Source organism: Fulvivirga sp. (assembly GCF_040218215.1).
Lineage (GTDB): Bacteria > Bacteroidota > Bacteroidia > Cytophagales > Cyclobacteriaceae > Fulvivirga.
Map to the genome: position 1 here is coordinate 724050 of NZ_JAVJQL010000028.1, position 19072 is coordinate 743121.

Genomic DNA, 19072 nt, shown 5'->3' on the forward strand with positions numbered 1-19072 from the left:
TGTTTCTACTTCTTAAATAAGTCAAACTTAGCACCAATATTAAAACGGGCATTGTAATATTCACTCTGCATCGTTCTTGACTGGATACCCTGATAATATCTCAAAGGCTGATTAGTTAAGTTGTTACCTTCAAGGAACACTCTGAATTTTGGTGTGATAGCATATGAAGCATTGATGTCAAGAAATGTTTGCTCATCATAGAATCTGTCTTCGAAAGAATCTCCACCAATTTCATCTATATAATCACTAGCATAGTTTACAGATATTCTAACTACCAGTTTTTCTGTTTCATAGCTCAAAGAAACGTTGAACATATTGTTTGCCGTTCCCGGAAGCTCAAGGTCATCGTCCTCTCTACCTTCGATACCTTCAGTAGTAGATTCTGTTCTGGTATAGTTTAAATATAGCCCTAGACCTTTCCAGATTTGCTTTTGGAATGATGCTTCAAAACCATAAACACTTGCCGTTCCACCATTTCGTGGGAATGAATATTCTAAGTCATTTCCAAATTGAGGATCAGAGTAGTTTTGGGTAGTTTGACCATAAATAAAACTATCTACATCTTTATAAAACAAACCAGCAGAAACCAATCCTACAGTGTTGAAATATTTCTCAGCCATTAAATCAAAATTCATAGCTGTGGTTGCTTCCAAATCTGGGTTACCTCTTGCCAATTCCTGATCACCTGGGCTGAATTCAGCATAAGGTACAAGATCAAAATAGTTTGGTCTTGCAATGGTGTTAGTCCACGCCATTCTTAATATAAACTCTGGGTTTATATCATACTTCAAATGAACTCCAGGCAAGAAATTAGCATAGTTGCTGGATCTTGTTTCTTTAGTAAATGTCTCTTCGTCAAGGTCTAGAATATTACCAGTGTATTCAATGTCTGTAAACTCATATCTTACCCCAACTATGGCAGAGAATTTGGAAGTAAACTGATGGTCAGCCATCACATAACCTGCGTAGATATTTTCCTTTGCCTCGTAATTACCAGGTAAATATTCATCAAGAACATCTTCTCTTTCAAAGATTGCCGAGTTAGCAAGATCTAATCCACCAAGGTATTCAGGAGTCGCGAAAAATCCTGCCTGATACTGAGACCCTGCTAAGAAATCAGGATTGCTCTGGTCACTGTTTGGCACGCTTGAAAGTGTAGTAATAAGGTTATCATCCAGCGGGCTGTACTCAAAGAAGTTGTTTTCCCTGTTTTTGTCCTTTGACCTGAATCTACCGCCAAATTTAAATATTCCATTTTCGCTGTACTGATATTGGAAATCAAGCTTTCCGTTCAAGTCAACATCTTCAGTATAGCCGTACTGTTCGGTAATCTCATTCAGCTCTAAATTGAAGTTGTCTTGTCTGTTAGTAAGGTAAGCAAAGGGCTCTTCTGGATTTCTTACATCCATCAAGATGTTTTGACCACCATTTCTGAAGCTCATGTAACGCTCATTAGGTCTTTCTTCAGAAGCTTTGGCATAAGTTACACTCCAGGTAGATTTTAGCTTGTTGAAAACATGCTTACCGCCTAGTGTTACATTATACACTCTTTGGTCTTCAAGTCGGGCTGCCTTTATTCTATCGCTGTCTAAACCACCTTTTGTTTGGTATTCTACACGGCCATCAGTTATATCATAAGTGCCATTTTCTAATTTTGTAAAAGCACCATCATCAAAGGCATCTTCTAATGAGCTAACACGCATTCTAAACCTGTTTTCCCAGTCATCTCTCCAGTTGTACATAGAAGATAAGTAGAGGCTGTGGTTAGAATTAATATCATAATCAAGAGCAAGCGAAGTACTTCTTCTTACACGTTGTACCTGATATTCCCTGATATCAAACTCATCAATAACAGCGCCTTCGTCAGTGTCAATCCAAACGGCTTCTATATCATTTGATCCAAAATCATGGTTGTTATAAGAGGCAGATAAGATCACTCCTAATTTATCATTTAAGATTCTATCTCCAATGGTAAATGAACCCGTGTAAATAGGCTTATCAGACAAGAGGTTTACTCCTGATGCCAGTGTACCCGAGAATCTAAAATTTTCAGGAGCTCTTCTGGTCACAAGGTTTACTGATCCTCCAATTGCATCTGCATCCATGTTTGGTAGCACTGCCTTGTTTACTTCTACAGTTTGTATCATATCAGAAGGAATCAAGTCCATCTGAATTCTTCTGTTATCACCTTCTGCAGATGGAAGACGCTCTCCATTCAATGTCACAGAATTAAGTTGCGGAGCCATACCTCTGATGATAATGTCTCTGGCTTCACCTTGATCATATTGCATTGTAATACCAGGAATTCTTTTCATAGCATCACCAATGTTAGCATCTGGAAATCTTCCCATTTGGTCAGAGGCCACAATGTTGGTAATATTAGAGTTGGTCTTTTGCTGATTTAGTGCTTTTGCCTGTCCTTTAAGACGGTCACCAATCACCACGACTTCATCGCCAAGCATGGTGCTCACTTGCATATTGAAGTCTAATGATATACCAGAAGTAACTTCTACGTCTTGTTCTATTGTAGCATAGCCAATGAAGCTAATCTTTATTTGGTGCGACCCTGTTGGTACATTAAGCAATGTAAAGCTACCTTGATTATCAGTTATTGCGCCCCTATTAATGTCCGTAAGTACTACCAGTGCGCCAGGCATTGGCAGGCCGTTTTCATCTGTTATTTTTCCACTTACTGAGGCAGACTGGGCAAACAGCGCTCCCGTGAAGAGTAAAAAATAAAGTGTTGATAGTAATTTTTTTGTCATAGTCATGAGTGGTTAGATTTAGCCAGCTAAGCTAGTAACACACTGTTATGACAATTTGAGAGAAATGTTAAGTCAAGGATATGATTAGGAAGCTGATGTTAAAACGGTGTTAATTATAAGAGAAACTGTATCAGTTGGTTTAATCAAAAGTTTAACTGTCTCACCAAAAATCTATTTTGATTGCCCATTTTGGATGAAAGTGATTTGTTAACAAGATGTTAATTCGCGAAGGATGACATAAATATTTACTACTTTCAAAGAGCGGTTGAAAAATTGTTGATGAAAAGAAAATCCATTTTAGCACTGGTCATCATGGCTGCCATAAGCATACTGGGCATTGTAGCTACTCAGGTGTATTGGTTTAACAAAGCTTTTGATACGGAGGAGGATCTGTTTAATCGCGATGTCAATACGGCTTTATTTAATGTAGCCAACCAGTTTTTTGAGATTAATGAGGCAGCTGTTCCTACGGTGAACCCAATCAAACAGCTCAGCACTAATTATTATGTGGTGATGATCAATAATGAGATCGATGCCAATTTGCTGGAATATTTACTGAAGACTGAGTTTGAAAAGAGAAACATCGCTTTCGATTTTGAATATGGTATTTATGACTGCACTAATGACAAAATGGTGTATGGTAATTATGTTTCTTTTGATCAAGAGAAAACCCATGCCTCTGGTTCAGGCCTTCCTAAATGGGAAAATCAGAGTTATTATTTCGGAGTTCAGTTTCCTAATAAAGCATCCATTATTACCAATAGGATGGGCATCTGGATTTTCTCTTCATCCGTTCTTTTACTGGTAGTCATTTTCTTCTCCTATGCCATGTTTGTTATACTGAAACAAAGAAGACTGTCTGAAATTCAGAATGACTTTATCAACAATATGACCCATGAGTTTAAGACGCCAATTTCTACTATAGCTTTGAGTGTTGATGTTTTGAGTGATCCTAAGATTACACAGCAGCCCGAGCGCTATCTTAACTATACGGCTATAATTAGGAATGAAAACCAGCGCCTTAAAAACCAGGTGGAAAGGGTATTGCAAATGGCGGGGATGGATACCGATGAGATTGCTCTTAAAAAGGAGCCAGCTAATATCCATGAAGTAATAGCAGAGGTAGTAGAAAGCATATCAGCCGGGGTGGAGCAGGACAAGGAAATTCAGATGAACCTCAATGCTGCCAATACAAGCTGTGACATTGATAAACTACATTTTTCAAATGTCCTTTTTAATCTTCTTGATAATGCAATCAAATATTGCAGTAACAAGCCTGTAATTAAAATTGAAACTTATAATCAAAAGCAAAATTTGATTATAAGAATTCAGGACAATGGCATTGGAATTGGTGCTGAAGATAAAAAGCGGATTTTTGAGAAGTTTTTTAGAGTTTCAACTGGCAATCTTCATGATGTCAAGGGCTTTGGGTTGGGGTTGAGTTATGTTATGCAGATAATAAAGGCGCATAGAGGAAAAATAGAATTGGAAAGTAAGGAAGGGGAAGGCAGTACTTTTACAATTACGTTAAAAAATGGCAAAGGGTAAAATTCTAATGGTTGAAGACGATGCGTCTTTGGCTTTTGTAATCAAAGACAATTTGTGTTTGCATAAATACGAGGTGGTCCATTGTGACAATGGGCAAGATGCGCTCGCTGCATTTTCAAAAGAGCCATTTGACCTCTGTCTGCTAGATGTTATGCTTCCTAAAATGGATGGATTTGCTCTGGCTGAGAACATCAGGTCAAATAATAATAAAGTGCCCATACTGTTTCTCACTGCCAAAGCAATGCAGGAGGACCGGCTTGAGGGTTTTAAAAGAGGCGGTGATGATTATATCACTAAGCCCTTTAGCATGGAAGAGCTGGTGTTTAGAATCGAAGTGTTTTTAAGAAGAACGGGCAAGCAGGATATTGTTCTGCAAGAATACCAAATAGGTGAATACACCTTTAATTATGAAGACCTCAGCTTGAGTTATAACTCAGAAAAGAAGCACCTGACCCAAAAAGAAGCACATATTCTAAAATTCCTTTGTAACAACAAAAACAGGGTAGTCAAACGAGAAGAGATATTGATTGAAGTCTGGGGAGAGGACGATTACTTTTTAGGAAGAAGCCTGGATGTGTTTATATCAAAGCTGCGTAAATATTTATCTAAGGATGAGCGGGTTTATATCTTCAACAGACATGGAGTGGGCTTCGAGTTTATCATTGAGGATCACTAATTCTGAATTTAAATTTTTAAATTACACTCAACTTAAAATATAGAATCACTTAATAGCAATCTAATGAAATTAGAAAAACTGACTCCAAACTTGATGGTCGAAGATGTGCAACAAACCATCAACTACTACCATGGCGTTTTGGCCTTCGAAACAATAGATACCGTCCCGGAAAATGGAGAGGATTTAGTATGGGCACGCATGAAAAAAGGTGATGTTGAGATCATGTTTCAGGAAGAGGATAGCCTGAAGGCAGACATTCCTGAGATAAGACACGAGAAAATTGGAGGAGGCACAACCCTTTTCATACAGATGACAGGTGTTCAGGAATATTATGATTACCTATATTCTTCTGCTGATGTAGTAGTGCAAATGAAAGAGACATTCTATGGAATGAGGGAATTTACCATCAGGGATATCAATGGCTATTATTTGACCTTTGCAGAGCCTATCTAAAAACTTAAAATGCTAAAAATATTCTAAATTACTAATATTATTAGTAATTTAGAATATGAATGATCTACTCAAAGGGAGAGGTACGCAATCGCGCGTAAGTAATGATTTTCTGAAATCAGAAATTGTTACTGATAATATTGAAGGTATTGATGAGCAGATATTATTAGAGCGCCCAAAAACTGAGCTCTTCTACGAAAGTCCCAATAAAGTTGTAAATAGAGTGACCAGCCCCGATGTGGGCATGGAGTATTCACTCAATCCTTATCAGGGCTGTGAGCATGGCTGTATTTATTGTTATGCCCGCAAAACCCACGAATATTGGGGCTTTAATCTGGGTTTGGATTTCGAAAGCAAGATTGTAGTTAAGAAGAATGCCGCTGAGCTGCTTGAAAAACATCTCCTCCAGACATCATGGAAGGCTAAGCCAATTATCCTTTCAGGCAATACCGACTGCTATCAGCCTATTGAGAAGAAGCTGAAAATAACCAGGTCTTTACTGCGGGTATTTCAGAAGTACCAGCACCCTGTTGGTATCATTACCAAGAATGCCTTGGTAACAAGAGATATAGATATTCTTAAACCATTGGCTGAAAAAGGCCTTGCCAAAGTGGTGATTTCAATTACCACACTGGATGAAAAGTTGCGGCAGGCAATGGAACCCAGAACCGCCAGTGCGGCTAAGAGATTGCAGACCGTGAAAGAGCTGACCCAAGCGGGCATTCCAGTTATCATCATGAACGCTCCTATTATTCCGGGCTTAAATCATCATGAAATACCAAAAATCATTAAAGCTGCTGCTGATCATGGTGCTTTGGGTGCTGGATATACGACAGTGCGGCTCAATGGTAAAATAGCAAACATCTTTGAAGACTGGCTGGAGGTTCACTACCCTGACAGAAAGGAGAAAGTGATGAATCAGATTAAAGCCATGCATGACGGGCATGCCAATGACAGTGAATTTGGCAGGCGCATGCGCGGTGAAGGCAATATTGCGCTGACTATAGAAAAGCTTTTCAAAATATCAGCAGGCAAGTATTTCAAAGATCGAAAATCTCCGCCTTGGAATTTGAGTGCATTTAGGAAGGGCGGTAATTATACCTTGTTTTAATAAGGCCCTTGTTGATGTTGTCACCAACAAGAAAACCTATATATTATCAGTTGGTGGCAACACTAAATGAGGTATCAAACGCCTGTTTTATATCCTTTAAATCCATTAATCGACCAAATGTCGTTCATATGTCATAAATGCATGAAACATTATAACTTTATAAAAGTTAGAACAGGTGAACCTAAAACAAGACTTATGAAAATCTTCAGTGCCATAACTCTCATTCTATGTAGTATTCTATTAGTATGCTGTGCTGCTAAAAATAACAATCATGAAAACAAGAAAGTTGAGGAACCAGTAGCTATTGATCCGGCCTTGGCTGCAAAATTAGACACCGCCTACTTTGCAAGCGGATGCTTCTGGTGTACTGAGGCTGTTTTTGAAAGAGTTAATGGAGTAGTAGATGTAGTGTCAGGTTATTCGGGAGGCACTATCGATAACCCTACTTATGAAATGGTAGGCGCAGGTCTTACCAATTATGCAGAGGCAGTTAGAATTGCTTATGATCCATCTGTTGTGACCTACGAATTGTTGGTGGAGTTCTTTTACGCTAGTCATGACCCAACGACATTAAACCGCCAGGGGCCAGATGTTGGTAAGCAATACAGATCAGCCATATTTTACAGAACTGAAGCAGAGAAAAAGTCTGCAGAAGACAGGAAGGATTATCTTGATAAGTCAGGTAAATATGATTCGGAAGTTGTTACCCAGATTGTTCCGTATACTAACTTCTATATTGCAGAAGACTATCATCAAAACTACTATGAGTTGCATCCTAACCAGCCCTATGTTTATTCTGTATCAAGACCCAAGGTGGAGAAGTTTGTGAAAGAGTATAAAGACTATCTAAAGAAGAAATACAAAAAGTAATTTTTACCAGCGCCTTAAAGCTGCTGATCCAAGAATTTATTTCAATTAATCGCTTTATTTGTATAACGGATAATTATACCACTAAGGCATGAAAGAGGCATTTGAAATATTAAGGGTTTCCAGAAGTAATCAGCTGGCAGTTATTAAGGATTTAACACTTGAGCAGTTAAACGTAATCCCCCAAGGGTTTAACAATAACCTGATGTGGAACCTTGGCCATGTGATTGTTACGCAGCAGTTGTTATGTTATAAACTGTCAGGCAATGCGCTGAATTTGGATGAAGATTTTGTTCAGAAATTTGCCAAAGGCACACTGCCATCACCCAATTTTGAGCATACAGATCTCGAGAAAATAAAGAAATACGCCAGGAGTTTACCCGACCTTTTAGAGTCTGATTATAATTCAGGACTTTTCAAGACCTACAATAAGTACCCAACAAGTTATGGCTATGAATTGAACTCTATTGAAGATGCCATAACATTTAACAATGTGCATGAAGGTGTTCACCTTGGTTATCTGATGGCCTTGAAAAGGGCAGTTTTATCATTAACATAAATTAATATGGATTCTGTTGTATCAGCTGCCTGGTTAAAAGATAATTTTAATGACCCTGACTTGGTGATTTTAGACGCCAGTCTAAAGGTAAATGTGTCAGGCAAGAAGTCTGACTATGATGGAATTCAAATTACAGGAGCAAGGTTTTTTGACCTTGAAGGTACGTTTAGCGATGCCAGCTCAGGATTACCCCATACCCTTCCGTCTGCTCAAGATTTTCAGGAAGCAAGTCGGGCATTAGGCATCAATAATAGCAGCAAAATTGTGGTATATGATAATATGGGCATTTATACTGCACCCAGAGTTTGGTGGATGTATAAAGTAATGGGGCATAAAAATGTAGCCGTGCTGGATGGTGGTTTGCCTGGCTGGGTCAAGCGAGGGTTGCCAACAGAAGATATAAAGGAACAAGAAATTGAGAAGGGCGACTTTACCGCCCACCTAGATATTGCACAAGTCAAGAACATTGAGGATGTAAAAAGCAATCTTAATGCTACCGACTTTACTGTTATCGATGCTCGCTCAGCCGGCCGATTCAATGGCACAGAACCAGAGCCAAGAGCAGGATTAAGAGGAGGCCATATACCTAATTCATTAAGTGTTCCTTTTCAGAGTCTGATTGAAGGCGGCCATTTTAAGTCTAAAGAAGAAAGGACAGCTATCTTTTATGCACTTAATCTTAAAGATGAGCCAGTAGTATTTAGCTGCGGATCTGGCGTGACGGCTTGTGTTACCTTGTTGGCTAGCGAAGGTATACTCAATAATGAGAAGGCCGTTTATGATGGCTCATGGACGGAATGGGCGCAGCGACTTGATCTGCCGGTGGAGAAGTAGGGTTGCTCGCTGGACTAATTAGGATTAGGTAGAATAATATTGTTAATCAGGAGTTAGAATTTATTAATACATGAGAATAATAGCAGCCTTATTTTTTTTCTTAATGTCTTATGCTTCGGCATATGCAGATTATGGTAAGGTGTATTATTTTAAATGTGAAATTATAACGAGTGATACTACTCTGGTTGGATATTATATAGCTCCTTTCGAGCTAATATCGGATAGTATGATGGTTAGACTCAAGCAATCAAATGAGTATCTAACCAGAACTATGTTAGACGAGTGGAATAAGTCTAACAACAGAAGTGATATTGATGTCTTTGATTTTGTGCATTTATATGAATTCCCTGATCCAAACCAGGATTTGAAAAGAGTTAGTGCCGCTAGATTTGTATCGACCAGAAAAACGGTTATTTCAAAAAGGAGTATTAAGGAGCTTAAATATCAAGACGTAGTTATATATGAATCATGGGGCTATGGTGTATCTTCTTCGATTGAGAGATCTGATACTGTTTGGATGAATAAGAATCCAACATTTTATGAAATTGATAAAAGAGATGGCTGTTGTCCACAAGCTTTTTTTATTCATGATGGCAGTTCAGAATATGAAGAATTAATAAACAAGATTATTTCGACTGAACATTTTGAGGAAGGGGAATTTAAAACACTATACAATCAACTAAGAAGCCATAAGGTTATTGCAGTCACGTTATGTTTTTGCAATTGACTTAATTGTATAGACTAAATCTTTATATCTATCTCAAAATTTTGACTTGCATCCACCTCATAAGTCACCTGCCTTGAACCCAGAATATACTAGAGCTCATCGCCATAGTTAGCTAAGTCCTATAAACCACTGTGTTACAATATTTCGTATCTTTATAAAAAGGTGAAATTATGAGTGCCACAGAATTCTATTTATTGAGAGAGGAGTTAACTAAGTGGGTGGGTTCCCTGAATGATTCCAGCCTTCTAAATTTATTAAACTCCATAAAGCTTTCAAGAGGTACTGCTACGGGTGACTGGTGGGATTACCTTAATGACAAAGAACGTAAGAACATCACATTGGGCTTGAAAGATTTGGAAGAAGGAAATACCCTTACTTCAAATGAATTTTGGAAAGCTTTAGAGTCACATGAATAAACCATTAGAGGTTAGGTGAACGGCACGTTCATTGAGAAATGCTCAAGATATTCGCGATTATCTCATCAGAAAATTCACCATCAAGGAGGCAGAAGATTTTTTAAAATTGCTCTCACAGTTTGAACAGGTGATTTCGTTATTTCCTGAGTTGTACCCTGCTACTAATTCTTACCCCAACTTGAGAAAGGCCGTTTTGCACAAAAACACTTCGGTGTACTATAGTGTTGAGAAGGATTCAATTATCGTGGTTGCCATGCAAGATAATAGACAGTTAAAACCAGGGCGATAGCATACGAAATTTAGTAAGAGTAAGGATTTTCCTTACCAGAAAATGATTTGAACAGTATTAACGAGACTCTATACCTACTCCCACACTCCCCTCTTATTAGTTGTTTAGGTCTAAAAATACCCCTAAAAAACCAAAATTCACAATCATTCAGATTTATTAGGATCAAATTATGCCCTAAAAAATCGTTTGCATGAAATAATATTATTAAATAGGGTTAAATAATACCCTATAAACTTAATATACATTGATTTTATTAGTAATTTGATTCTTTGTTGATGCAATAATCACTAATGCATTACTCAAAGCTTAGCCTTAAAATCAATACCTATAAATCACTACTAAAATGGAATCAACCAAACTAAACCGAAGAGACTGGCTCAAATCAGGACTATTATCCATTGGCGGACTAGCCATAGCGCCTCATTTGAGTTTTGGAGAAACACCCAGAGTATTTCCTAACACTGATAAATATGGCGATTTCTTATACAGCCCTTTTTTCAAAGAGCATATCAATAAGCCATTTGCTGAGCCAAAGGCACTATTAGCAAAATTGAATGCCAATGAAAATCCTCACGGGCCGTCTCCAAAGGCGCTTGAAGCTTTTAAAGATGCGGCAGTTAAAGGCAACAGGTATGCCTGGCGTGAGCTGTTTGATTTGATGGAGAAGATTGCCGAGAAAGAAGGTGTAGCTGCTGAAAATATTATGATGGCCCCTGGCTCTTCAGACCTTTTGGAGAAAACAGGAATGGTACTTTTTCTTGACGGTGGCAATGTGGTTTCGGCAGACCCATCTTATATGTCATTAATAAGAGTGGCGGAGGCGACTGGTGCCAGCTGGAAAGGCGTTCCGCTAAAAGATGATTGGTCGCACGATTTAGACGGTATGGAAAAGGCCATTGATGCTGATACTAAGTTGGTATACATCTGCAACCCTAACAACCCAACCGGTACCATCACTGATGGCAAAAAGCTGGAAGACTTTTGCTCCCGAGCATCTGATAAAGTTCCGGTGTTTATAGATGAGGCTTATTTGGACTTCATGCCCGATGATGTACAGAGGAGCATGGTCTCTTTGATCAATAAAGGAAAGAATGTAATCATAGCCCGCACATTCTCTAAAATTCATGGCATGGCAGGCCTTAGGGTTGGTTATGTGGTGGCTCAAAAGGAGATGTTGGACAAGCTGCAAAAAATAACCCGAGGAGGCATGGGCATCACTTACCCTTCTATATATGCTGCTTCAGCCAGTATGGATGATACCGTATTTCTTGAAAAGTCCAAGAAGCTAAATACTGAATCTAGAGAGCATGTCTATGCCAGTCTTGATGCCATGGGCATGGACTATGTGAAGTCATACACCAGCTTCGTGCTTTTCCCGATAGAGCTTGAAGGCAAAGCATTTTTGAAAATGATGACCGAGCAGGGCGTTGGTGTGCGATCATTTGAAATCCATGGAAAGAACTACTGTAGGGTTAGTATGGGTACTATGGAAGAAATGAAAATCTTCAGCAAAGCTTTGAAAAAAGTGATTGTCTAATTCACCACTAATTAAGAAGCATTTAAAATGAGTTTGGGTTTTCAAAAGGCAATAGGCTTTCTATTACTTATTCTTTTGGGGTTGTTACTCCAAAAGAAGATCACTAATGATCAAAACTTAAAAGGTATTAAAGTACTTATTTTAAGTGTTGCCTTGCCGGCTACCATCTTTGTAGCCCTACTCAAAATAGAACTCGAGCTGGGGCTGATGTTGCTCCCAATTTTGGCCTTGCTGTTCAACTTTATACTGTTGACCCTTTCATACTTTTTACTCGGAAGTTTTGGGGTAAAAAAGAATTCAGCAGAACACCGAACATTATTGATGCTACTTCCATCATTGGCTCCGGGCCTCTCATGTTTTCCATTTATAATCGAGTTTTTAGGGGATGGAGAGCTGGCCATGGCCGCTGTGGCGGATGTTGGCAATAAGGTGTTTGTACTAATCCTGCTTTATATGCTGGCCATGCACTGGTACCACTTGCAGTTTAAGTCTAGCCCCCAAGAAGAAGGAAGCAGTAAAATCAAAAGTCTATTACTGTCATTGATCAATGAACCCATTAATATGGTGATGATCATCGCTTTTGTTCTATTAGGTTTTGGCATTCATTTGTCTTCCTTTCCGGTATTTTTAGAAAATACCATTTTACGGCTCAGCACTATCATGACTCCATTGGTACTGCTTTTTATAGGTATGGCCGTCAAAATCAAATGGAAAGAGCTAAAAACCATTTTCTTCTTATTGACATTAAGATCGGGAATCACATTTATCCTCAGCGCTGCGTTTATCTACTTTTTTCCGGCACTAACACCAGCCGTAGCATTGCTTGTGATTGTGTTTCCACAAAGCTCATGCAGCTTCTGGCCATTTGCCCACATGAGTGCAGTCAATACTCTGGAAGAGAAGAATAGAAATTTAAACAACACGTTCAACACCAATTTTGCAGTATCAGTACTGGCACTTTCATTGCCTTTTTCAACACTGCTGATAATAGGAATATTCACTTTTCAAACGGTCTTTCTAAACCCATTTATTGTTGCAGCTATTGGCCTAGGGTTGATTGGCGTTTCTATTATACCAATACTTGTTAAGGCCATTCATACAACCGCCAGCAGCGATCGTTCTATAAAGGAAATCCCCTTCTTCAACAGAATGCTGGAAGATTTGAGATCTAAAAAGGCTTCTTAAATTTCTGTTCCTACCTGATGTCTTAAGATGTCTCTCAAAAAACAATTAGATTAGTCAGATAAATAAAACATGTGTTTGGTTGCTGTAACCAATTAAAAAATGAAATCTGAAAACGTCATATCGCAATCAGGAAGGGAATTTAATTCGAAGATTCTAAAAGAAGATTTAGACTGGGCTTTGGAATTGAAATGGACTGAATCAATTTGGAAACCAAAGGATGCATTAGTTGATAAAAATGGCGGATCCACTTGGTTATACACAGGACAAACTTTTGATGATAAAAAGATTTTATTAGTTAAAAATGGATGGACTCATGATCATTGTGACATTTGTTCAAATGACATTAGAGAAAATGATTCATGTGTTACCAGTGACAATCAAACTCTATGCATTGAATGCTATAAAGACTTTATAAAAAATAAAAACTGGTGGCAACAAAACTTATTAGGAATAGTGCCCTGTAAAATTATCAGAGTCCTCTGCAAGCGACTCTGATAAGATTGACTTCTCCTCTTCAAAATTTCAATTAGATTAGCTAGACAAAAAATAACACGCACTCGGTTGTTGATAATGGGGTGTAGGCATACAATAACTGCATGAAAAAATTTCTTAAATACGTACTCCTAGTTATCCTTAGCAGCTTTCTGACAAACTGCGAAATGCCAATTAACCAGGAACCATTTGATAAGGAGCTATGGAACAAGCAATTTGATTTTGGGTATACACATCGTGAAGAAATGCTTGTAGACCTTGCAAACAACCACCTTAGATTAGGAATGACTCAAACAGAAATTGTCAAACTTCTTGGACAACCTAACAAAAACCCCACAAACGTTAAACCTAGTGAGCATGCTTATTTTCTAAATGAAGAATATTCTTGGCCGGATATCGATCCAACGGTTATGAAATATCTTATTCTATCCTTCAAGATCGGCTCAACTCTTAATGGCATTTACAAAAGAACAAGGAGATCTGGAAAAGGAACTGAAAACAAAGAACTCGTCTTAACATCCTCACCAATATAAAGAAAACTAAGGCCAAAATTATTAAAGGGCACATTTGGACTTCACCGCCCGAAGTTCCCTAAATCTCTATCTCCAACTGATGTCTTCTTTTATATCTGGTGTGATGTCTCTCAAAAATCAATTAGATTAGCCGGACTAATAAATAATAACACTCGGTTGTTGATATCGGGGTGTTAAATGTCATTGACTAACAAATGATTCTTCAAATCTACTTTTTCATAGTTATTGCTAGCTTTTTTGGTTGTATAATTATCTACATCACCTATCTTAATAAATTAGGAATCAACACTAATCCTAACCGCCCTTACTTTGGTAATCCTGTTAAGGTAATTGAAGAATATTTACAGTCGAATAGTCCTGATTTAAAGGAAACTAGAAGGTTGGAATTTTTAAAAAAGTGGTACATAATAAACTTCTTGCTATTAATTATTGAACACCATTAATAGCATTTTTAGAAGTTACTTTATTCAGCTAGTCTAGATTGGATTGTCTACAGAGCGAAATAAGGTCATGTAACATGTTGTAAGAGCTCACTTGGATTCACATTGTGAAGTCCCTAAATCTCTATCTCCACCTGATGCCTTAATATATCTTCCATGGTCTCTCTTTCTCTGATCAGCTGGGCTCTACCATTATAAACCAACACCTCAGCTGGTCTGTATCTAGAGTTATAATTAGAAGCCATAGAGAAGCCATAGGCTCCGGCATTTTTCATCATTATGATATCACCTTCTTTTACCTCATGCATTTTCCTGTCCCACCCGAAAGTGTCGGTTTCGCAGATGTAACCCACAACGGTGTATACCCTTTGCGTACCCTTTGTGTTTGAGATATTCACTATTTCATGATAGGCATCATACATCATTGGGCGGATCAGGTGATTCAGCCCAGAATCAACACCCACAAATACAGTTGCCGGAGTGGTTTTTACCACATTGGCCTGCACTAAAAACACTCCTGATTCGCTTACCAAATACTTACCCGGTTCAAACCACATTTCCAGCTTTCTGCCATATGATTCGCAGAAGGCATCAAATGCTTTCCCCATTTTAACACCAACATCATACACGTTAGTAGTAATGTCACCTTCTTTATAGCCTACTTTAAAGCCACTGCCAAAGTCTATAAATCCCAAATCAGGGAAATCACGAGCTACACCAAAAAGTATCTCAGCAATTTTTAAGAATACATCGGCATCTAAAATGTCCGAACCAGTATGCATATGCAATCCGGTAACATGAATACCATTGGTCTTTACAACCCTTAATATATGTGGGAGCTGATAGATAGAAATACCAAATTTTGAATCAACGTGACCAGTAGAAATTTTCGCATTGCCACCAGCCATAATGTGTGGGTTCAGCCTGATGCAACACGGAACTTTATTGTGGTATTTATGTCCAAACTGCTCTAAAATAGAAATGTTGTCGATATTGATCATCAACCCAAGATCCACAGCTTCCACTATTTCAGCAAAAGACACACAATTGGGAGTAAAAAGTATTTCGCTGGGTTCAAAACCTGCTTTCATGGCCAATTCAGCTTCCTGCACAGATACAACATCTACCCCTGCGCCATGCTTTTTCATTAACTTAAGAATGGAAAGGTTGGTTAGGGCCTTAGCAGCGTATTTAATCTTAATTTTTTGATTAGAAAATGCATTTTTTAACGCCTGCAATTGCGAAACAATTTTATCGGCATCATAAACATAAAGCGGGGTACCAAACTGCTTTGCAATCTTAGTAAGGTCAAGACCCTGCATTGTATAGGCTCCATTTTTCAATTCCATGGTCGAAATTATTCTTATGCTGCTTAAAAACCAAGCAGAAACCGCTAAGGATTGAATTTATTGTTGTGTGTTAAAAAAAGTTAAATAGAATTAGCCAAGGGAATAATCCCTTATTTTTGTATCATGAAAGGCTCTACCATATGGACAATTATCGTATTAATGTCAGTGGCATTGGTGGGCCTAACTTCATTTCAAGTGTACTGGATCAATAATGCCATTCAGCTGAACAAAAAGGCCTTTAAGGAAAATGTAATCTCTTCTTTGCATCAGGTAGCCACTACTTTAGAGCGCAGGGAGGTGGCGGAGATGGCCACGGCCAATATCTTTTCTTTTTATTCCAAGGATGATACCCGATTGCGGTATGAGTTTAAGCAAGAGGGCTTCTTTTCTGATGGCAAGCGATATGTTTATATCAACCATGATTCAATTATGCCTCCTCCCGCGCCACTTCATCCTTCAAAAGTTGATGATCTAAAGTCAGTTACCGTGCTAAAACAGCGTATTTCTAAACCTTCTGAGACGATTGAAATTATAGTAGAGGGCGATACGCTATCTGGCTCATCACGGGATTCTACTTTTAGGATTTTGGCCAAGGCCGAAATGGTTAATGTGGTCTTGGAGAATTTGATGGGGCCTAAAACAGAGCATGAAAGAAGAATAGATCTAAACAGAGTAGATTCTCTTTTAAAGAAATCGTTGCTCAGCAAAGGAATTGACCTCCACTATAATTATGCTGTCTGGAACGCTGATGAGAATAAGTTTTTGAGTAAGGAAAGGGAAGACCCCAGTGTTCTTAAAAAAACAGAATTTAGAGCTGCGCTATTTCCAAATGATATTTTCGAGAACGCTAACTATCTGCTGGTCAATTTTCCAAACCAAACATCCTTCCTGTACAAACAGATTTGGACCACACTGGCAGCATCCATACTCTTCATTTTGATTATTGTGACATGCTTTAGCTATGCCATCTACATAATATTCAGGCAAAAGAAGCTTTCTGATATTAAGAATGATTTTATCAACAATATGACGCATGAGCTCAAGACCCCTATAGCTACTGTATCACTGGCTGTGGAGGCTTTGAATGAAAAGGAGATGCGTGCTAATGAGTCAACCCTACTCAGGTACCTGGGTATGATCAAGGATGAGAACACTAGGCTTTTTAACCAGGTAGAAAAAGTGCTACAATCGGCCTTGCTGGATAAGGACTCATTTTCCATAAAGCAGGAAAAGCTTTCAATGCATCAATTGATCACCCAGGCCACGGCTAATCTGATGATAGCCATTGAAGATAGAAGGGGAAAACTAGAGCTAAACCTTGATGCCATAAAGGACAGTTTAATTGGCGATGAACACCATTTGAGCAATGTACTGAGGAACCTGATTGACAATGCTATAAAATATTCAGTGGAACAGCCCACAATTTCAATATCCACTACTTCGACAGACAGTGCTTTTGAAATCAACGTGCGGGATAATGGCATTGGCATGTCCAAAGACACTGTTAAGAGGATTTTTGATAAATTTTATCGGGTGCCTACCGGCAACAGGCATGATGTTAAAGGTTTCGGGCTGGGGCTGAGCTATGTTAAAACCATTGTGGACAAACATGATGGTCAGATTCAAGTGGATTCTTCTCCCGGGAAGGGGAGTAATTTTAAAATCACATTACCTTATGGCGGATAAACAAAGAGTCCTTTTGGTGGAAGATGACCCTAACCTTGGGCAGATATTGAAAGAGTATTTAGAACTTAAAGGTTTTCAGACTACGCTGGCTAGAGATGGACAGGAGGGTTTGGAAAAGTTTAAAGTCGGGCAGTTTGTACTTTGCATTTTGGATGTTATGATGCCCAAAAAGGATGGTTTTGAACTGGCTGGCGAGCTCAAAAATATAGACAGTAACATTCCTGTAATTTTCCTTACTGCCAAGGCTATGAAGGAAGATGCCATCAAAGGGCTTACGCTTGGCGCTGATGATTACATTACCAAGCCATTCAGCATGGAAGAATTGCTGCTAAGGATAAAGGCCATATTGAAAAGAACCAATCAACAGCCTCCTGAACTGGCTGAGGAGGTACAATTGGGCAATTATACCTTTCATCCTGATAAAAGAGAGTTGGCTTTAAATGGTTCTGCCAGAAGCCTGACCACCAAAGAAAATGAACTTTTGAAAATGTTTGTTTCCCATAAAAACCAGGTTTTGTCAAGAAAAACCGCCCTTCAACACATTTGGGGAGACGATTCTTATTTCAATGCCCGCAGTATGGACGTTTATGTGGCCAAACTTCGCAAATACCTCAATCAGGATGATTCGTTGCAGATATTGACCATACATGGTGAAGGTTTTAAGCTTGTAAAATTCTAAATATTTTCTTATTTTACCTTTTCCCCTTAGGAAGAACAGGTAAAAGTGCGGCCCTACAAATTCCTTCGGATATTTTAATAAATTTTTACGTGTTGTATTATCAATCAAATATCTTGATTGATTAGAATTGTAATCTCTAAACCAACGGACATCAATGATTCAGATTATACCTTCAATTGTCATAAATGATGGAAAAGTTATCAGACTTCAGCAAGGCGACTTTAGTAAGGAAATAGTGTATGACCAAACCCCAATAGACCTTGCCAAATCTTTTGAAGATCATGGCATTGAAGTAGTACACCTGGTGGATTTGGATGGGGCAAAAAGGGGGCAACCCAAGAACTATCATATTCTGGAAGCCATAGCCGGCTATACTAATCTGAAGGTGGACTTTACCGGAGGAATCCATACCGATGGGGATATTTCCAAGGCCTATGAATATGGAGCCAGTTACATTACCGCAGCAAGTATAGCAACAACCCGAAAGGAACTATTCGCTTCCTGGATAGTGTCATATGGTAGGGAAAAAATTACGTTAGGTGCAGATGCCCTTGATGGAAAAATAGCCATTCGTGGTTGGCAAAAGCAAACAGACCTTGACATCTTTGAGCACATAGATTATTTCTATTCCCGTGGCCTTAAGTATGTTAAAACCACTGATATTTCCAGGGATGGTGTGATGGAAGGCCCTGCTTTTGATCTTTATCAACAAATTATTGATAAGTTTCAGGACATCTGTGTGCTTGCCAGTGGTGGTGTGAGAGATGTTGCTGACATTGAAAGGTTAAATGACATGGGCGTTTTTGCTGTTATTTTTGGTAAGGCTTTCTATGAAGGAAGAATCAAACTAAAGGAGCTGGAGAAGTTCATCGTTAAGGTATCATAAAAAAACCTCCTGAATTACTTCAGGAGGCTTAACTGATTTCAAC

The 19072-nt window shown here is 38.6% G+C and carries 19 protein-coding genes; 17 read left to right on the forward strand and 2 right to left on the reverse strand.

Going from position 1 to position 19072, the window contains the following annotated elements; translation table 11 throughout:
• Positions 1-5: 5 nt before the first annotated feature.
• Positions 6-2765 carry a TonB-dependent receptor gene (locus tag RIB54_RS21495; protein WP_350102956.1) on the reverse strand — a complete coding sequence of 920 codons (2760 nt, stop codon included), beginning with the start codon at positions 2763-2765 and terminating at the stop codon, positions 6-8.
• 279 nt (positions 2766-3044) lie between these two features.
• On the opposite strand from RIB54_RS21495, the gene RIB54_RS21500 reads away from it, so the two are divergent.
• The 14 genes from RIB54_RS21500 to RIB54_RS21565 all read left to right on the forward strand — a co-directional run bounded on the left by RIB54_RS21500 (position 3045) and on the right by RIB54_RS21565 (position 13989).
• A complete protein-coding gene (locus tag RIB54_RS21500) occupies positions 3045-4313 on the forward strand; it encodes a sensor histidine kinase (protein WP_350102957.1) in 1269 nt (422 codons plus the stop codon).
• The gene (locus RIB54_RS21505; RefSeq protein WP_350102958.1) at positions 4300-4989 is read left to right on the forward strand and encodes a response regulator transcription factor; all 690 of its coding nucleotides are present in this window, start codon (positions 4300-4302) and stop codon (positions 4987-4989) included. Before RIB54_RS21500 ends, RIB54_RS21505 begins: the two co-directional genes overlap by 14 nt.
• Before the next feature lie 63 nt (positions 4990-5052).
• The gene (locus tag RIB54_RS21510) at positions 5053-5442 is read left to right on the forward strand and encodes a VOC family protein (RefSeq protein WP_350102959.1); all 390 of its coding nucleotides are present in this window, start codon (positions 5053-5055) and stop codon (positions 5440-5442) included.
• 55 nt (positions 5443-5497) lie between these two features.
• A complete protein-coding gene (locus RIB54_RS21515) occupies positions 5498-6550 on the forward strand; it encodes a PA0069 family radical SAM protein (RefSeq protein ID WP_350102960.1) in 1053 nt (350 codons plus the stop codon).
• Positions 6551-6745: 195 nt separating this feature from the next.
• Positions 6746-7420 carry a peptide-methionine (S)-S-oxide reductase MsrA gene (gene msrA / locus RIB54_RS21520; protein ID WP_350063643.1) on the forward strand — a complete coding sequence of 225 codons (675 nt, stop codon included), beginning with the start codon at positions 6746-6748 and terminating at the stop codon, positions 7418-7420.
• An 88-nt stretch (positions 7421-7508) separates the two neighbouring features.
• Complete coding sequence (locus RIB54_RS21525; RefSeq protein ID WP_350063641.1) at positions 7509-7976, forward strand: DinB family protein; 468 nt, start codon at positions 7509-7511, stop codon at positions 7974-7976.
• Between the two features lie 6 nt (positions 7977-7982).
• Positions 7983-8810 carry a sulfurtransferase gene (locus RIB54_RS21530; protein WP_350102961.1) on the forward strand — a complete coding sequence of 276 codons (828 nt, stop codon included), beginning with the start codon at positions 7983-7985 and terminating at the stop codon, positions 8808-8810.
• 70 nt (positions 8811-8880) lie between these two features.
• Positions 8881-9537: a hypothetical protein gene (locus RIB54_RS21535; RefSeq protein ID WP_350102962.1), complete on the forward strand. Its 657-nt coding sequence runs from the start codon at positions 8881-8883 to the stop codon at positions 9535-9537.
• 170 nt (positions 9538-9707) lie between these two features.
• Positions 9708-9953 (forward strand): hypothetical protein, encoded by a 246-nt coding sequence (locus tag RIB54_RS21540; protein WP_350069671.1) that lies wholly within the window; start codon positions 9708-9710, stop codon positions 9951-9953.
• Between the two features lie 31 nt (positions 9954-9984).
• Entirely contained in the window at positions 9985-10242 is a 258-nt protein-coding gene (locus tag RIB54_RS21545; RefSeq protein WP_350102963.1) for a type II toxin-antitoxin system RelE/ParE family toxin, read from the forward strand.
• Positions 10243-10585: 343 nt separating this feature from the next.
• Positions 10586-11779 carry a pyridoxal phosphate-dependent aminotransferase gene (locus RIB54_RS21550; RefSeq protein WP_350102964.1) on the forward strand — a complete coding sequence of 398 codons (1194 nt, stop codon included), beginning with the start codon at positions 10586-10588 and terminating at the stop codon, positions 11777-11779.
• A 27-nt stretch (positions 11780-11806) separates the two neighbouring features.
• A complete protein-coding gene (locus RIB54_RS21555) occupies positions 11807-12964 on the forward strand; it encodes an AEC family transporter (RefSeq protein WP_350102965.1) in 1158 nt (385 codons plus the stop codon).
• 99 nt (positions 12965-13063) lie between these two features.
• Positions 13064-13459 (forward strand): hypothetical protein, encoded by a 396-nt coding sequence (locus RIB54_RS21560; RefSeq protein WP_350102966.1) that lies wholly within the window; start codon positions 13064-13066, stop codon positions 13457-13459.
• 101 nt (positions 13460-13560) lie between these two features.
• Complete coding sequence (locus RIB54_RS21565) at positions 13561-13989, forward strand: hypothetical protein (protein ID WP_350102967.1); 429 nt, start codon at positions 13561-13563, stop codon at positions 13987-13989.
• Between the two features lie 556 nt (positions 13990-14545).
• Here the strand turns inward: RIB54_RS21565 and lysA are convergent.
• Positions 14546-15778 carry a diaminopimelate decarboxylase gene (lysA, locus tag RIB54_RS21570; protein WP_350102968.1) on the reverse strand — a complete coding sequence of 411 codons (1233 nt, stop codon included), beginning with the start codon at positions 15776-15778 and terminating at the stop codon, positions 14546-14548.
• A 123-nt stretch (positions 15779-15901) separates the two neighbouring features.
• Between lysA and RIB54_RS21575 the strand changes: the two genes are divergently transcribed.
• The 3 genes from RIB54_RS21575 to RIB54_RS21585 all read left to right on the forward strand — a co-directional run bounded on the left by RIB54_RS21575 (position 15902) and on the right by RIB54_RS21585 (position 19029).
• Positions 15902-17464 carry a sensor histidine kinase gene (locus tag RIB54_RS21575; protein ID WP_350102969.1) on the forward strand — a complete coding sequence of 521 codons (1563 nt, stop codon included), beginning with the start codon at positions 15902-15904 and terminating at the stop codon, positions 17462-17464.
• Positions 17454-18143 (forward strand): response regulator transcription factor, encoded by a 690-nt coding sequence (locus RIB54_RS21580; RefSeq protein WP_350102970.1) that lies wholly within the window; start codon positions 17454-17456, stop codon positions 18141-18143. Before RIB54_RS21575 ends, RIB54_RS21580 begins: the two co-directional genes overlap by 11 nt.
• A gap of 154 nt (positions 18144-18297) precedes the next feature.
• The gene (locus tag RIB54_RS21585; RefSeq protein ID WP_350102971.1) at positions 18298-19029 is read left to right on the forward strand and encodes a 1-(5-phosphoribosyl)-5-[(5-phosphoribosylamino)methylideneamino]imidazole-4-carboxamide isomerase; all 732 of its coding nucleotides are present in this window, start codon (positions 18298-18300) and stop codon (positions 19027-19029) included.
• Positions 19030-19072: the final 43 nt, after the last annotated feature.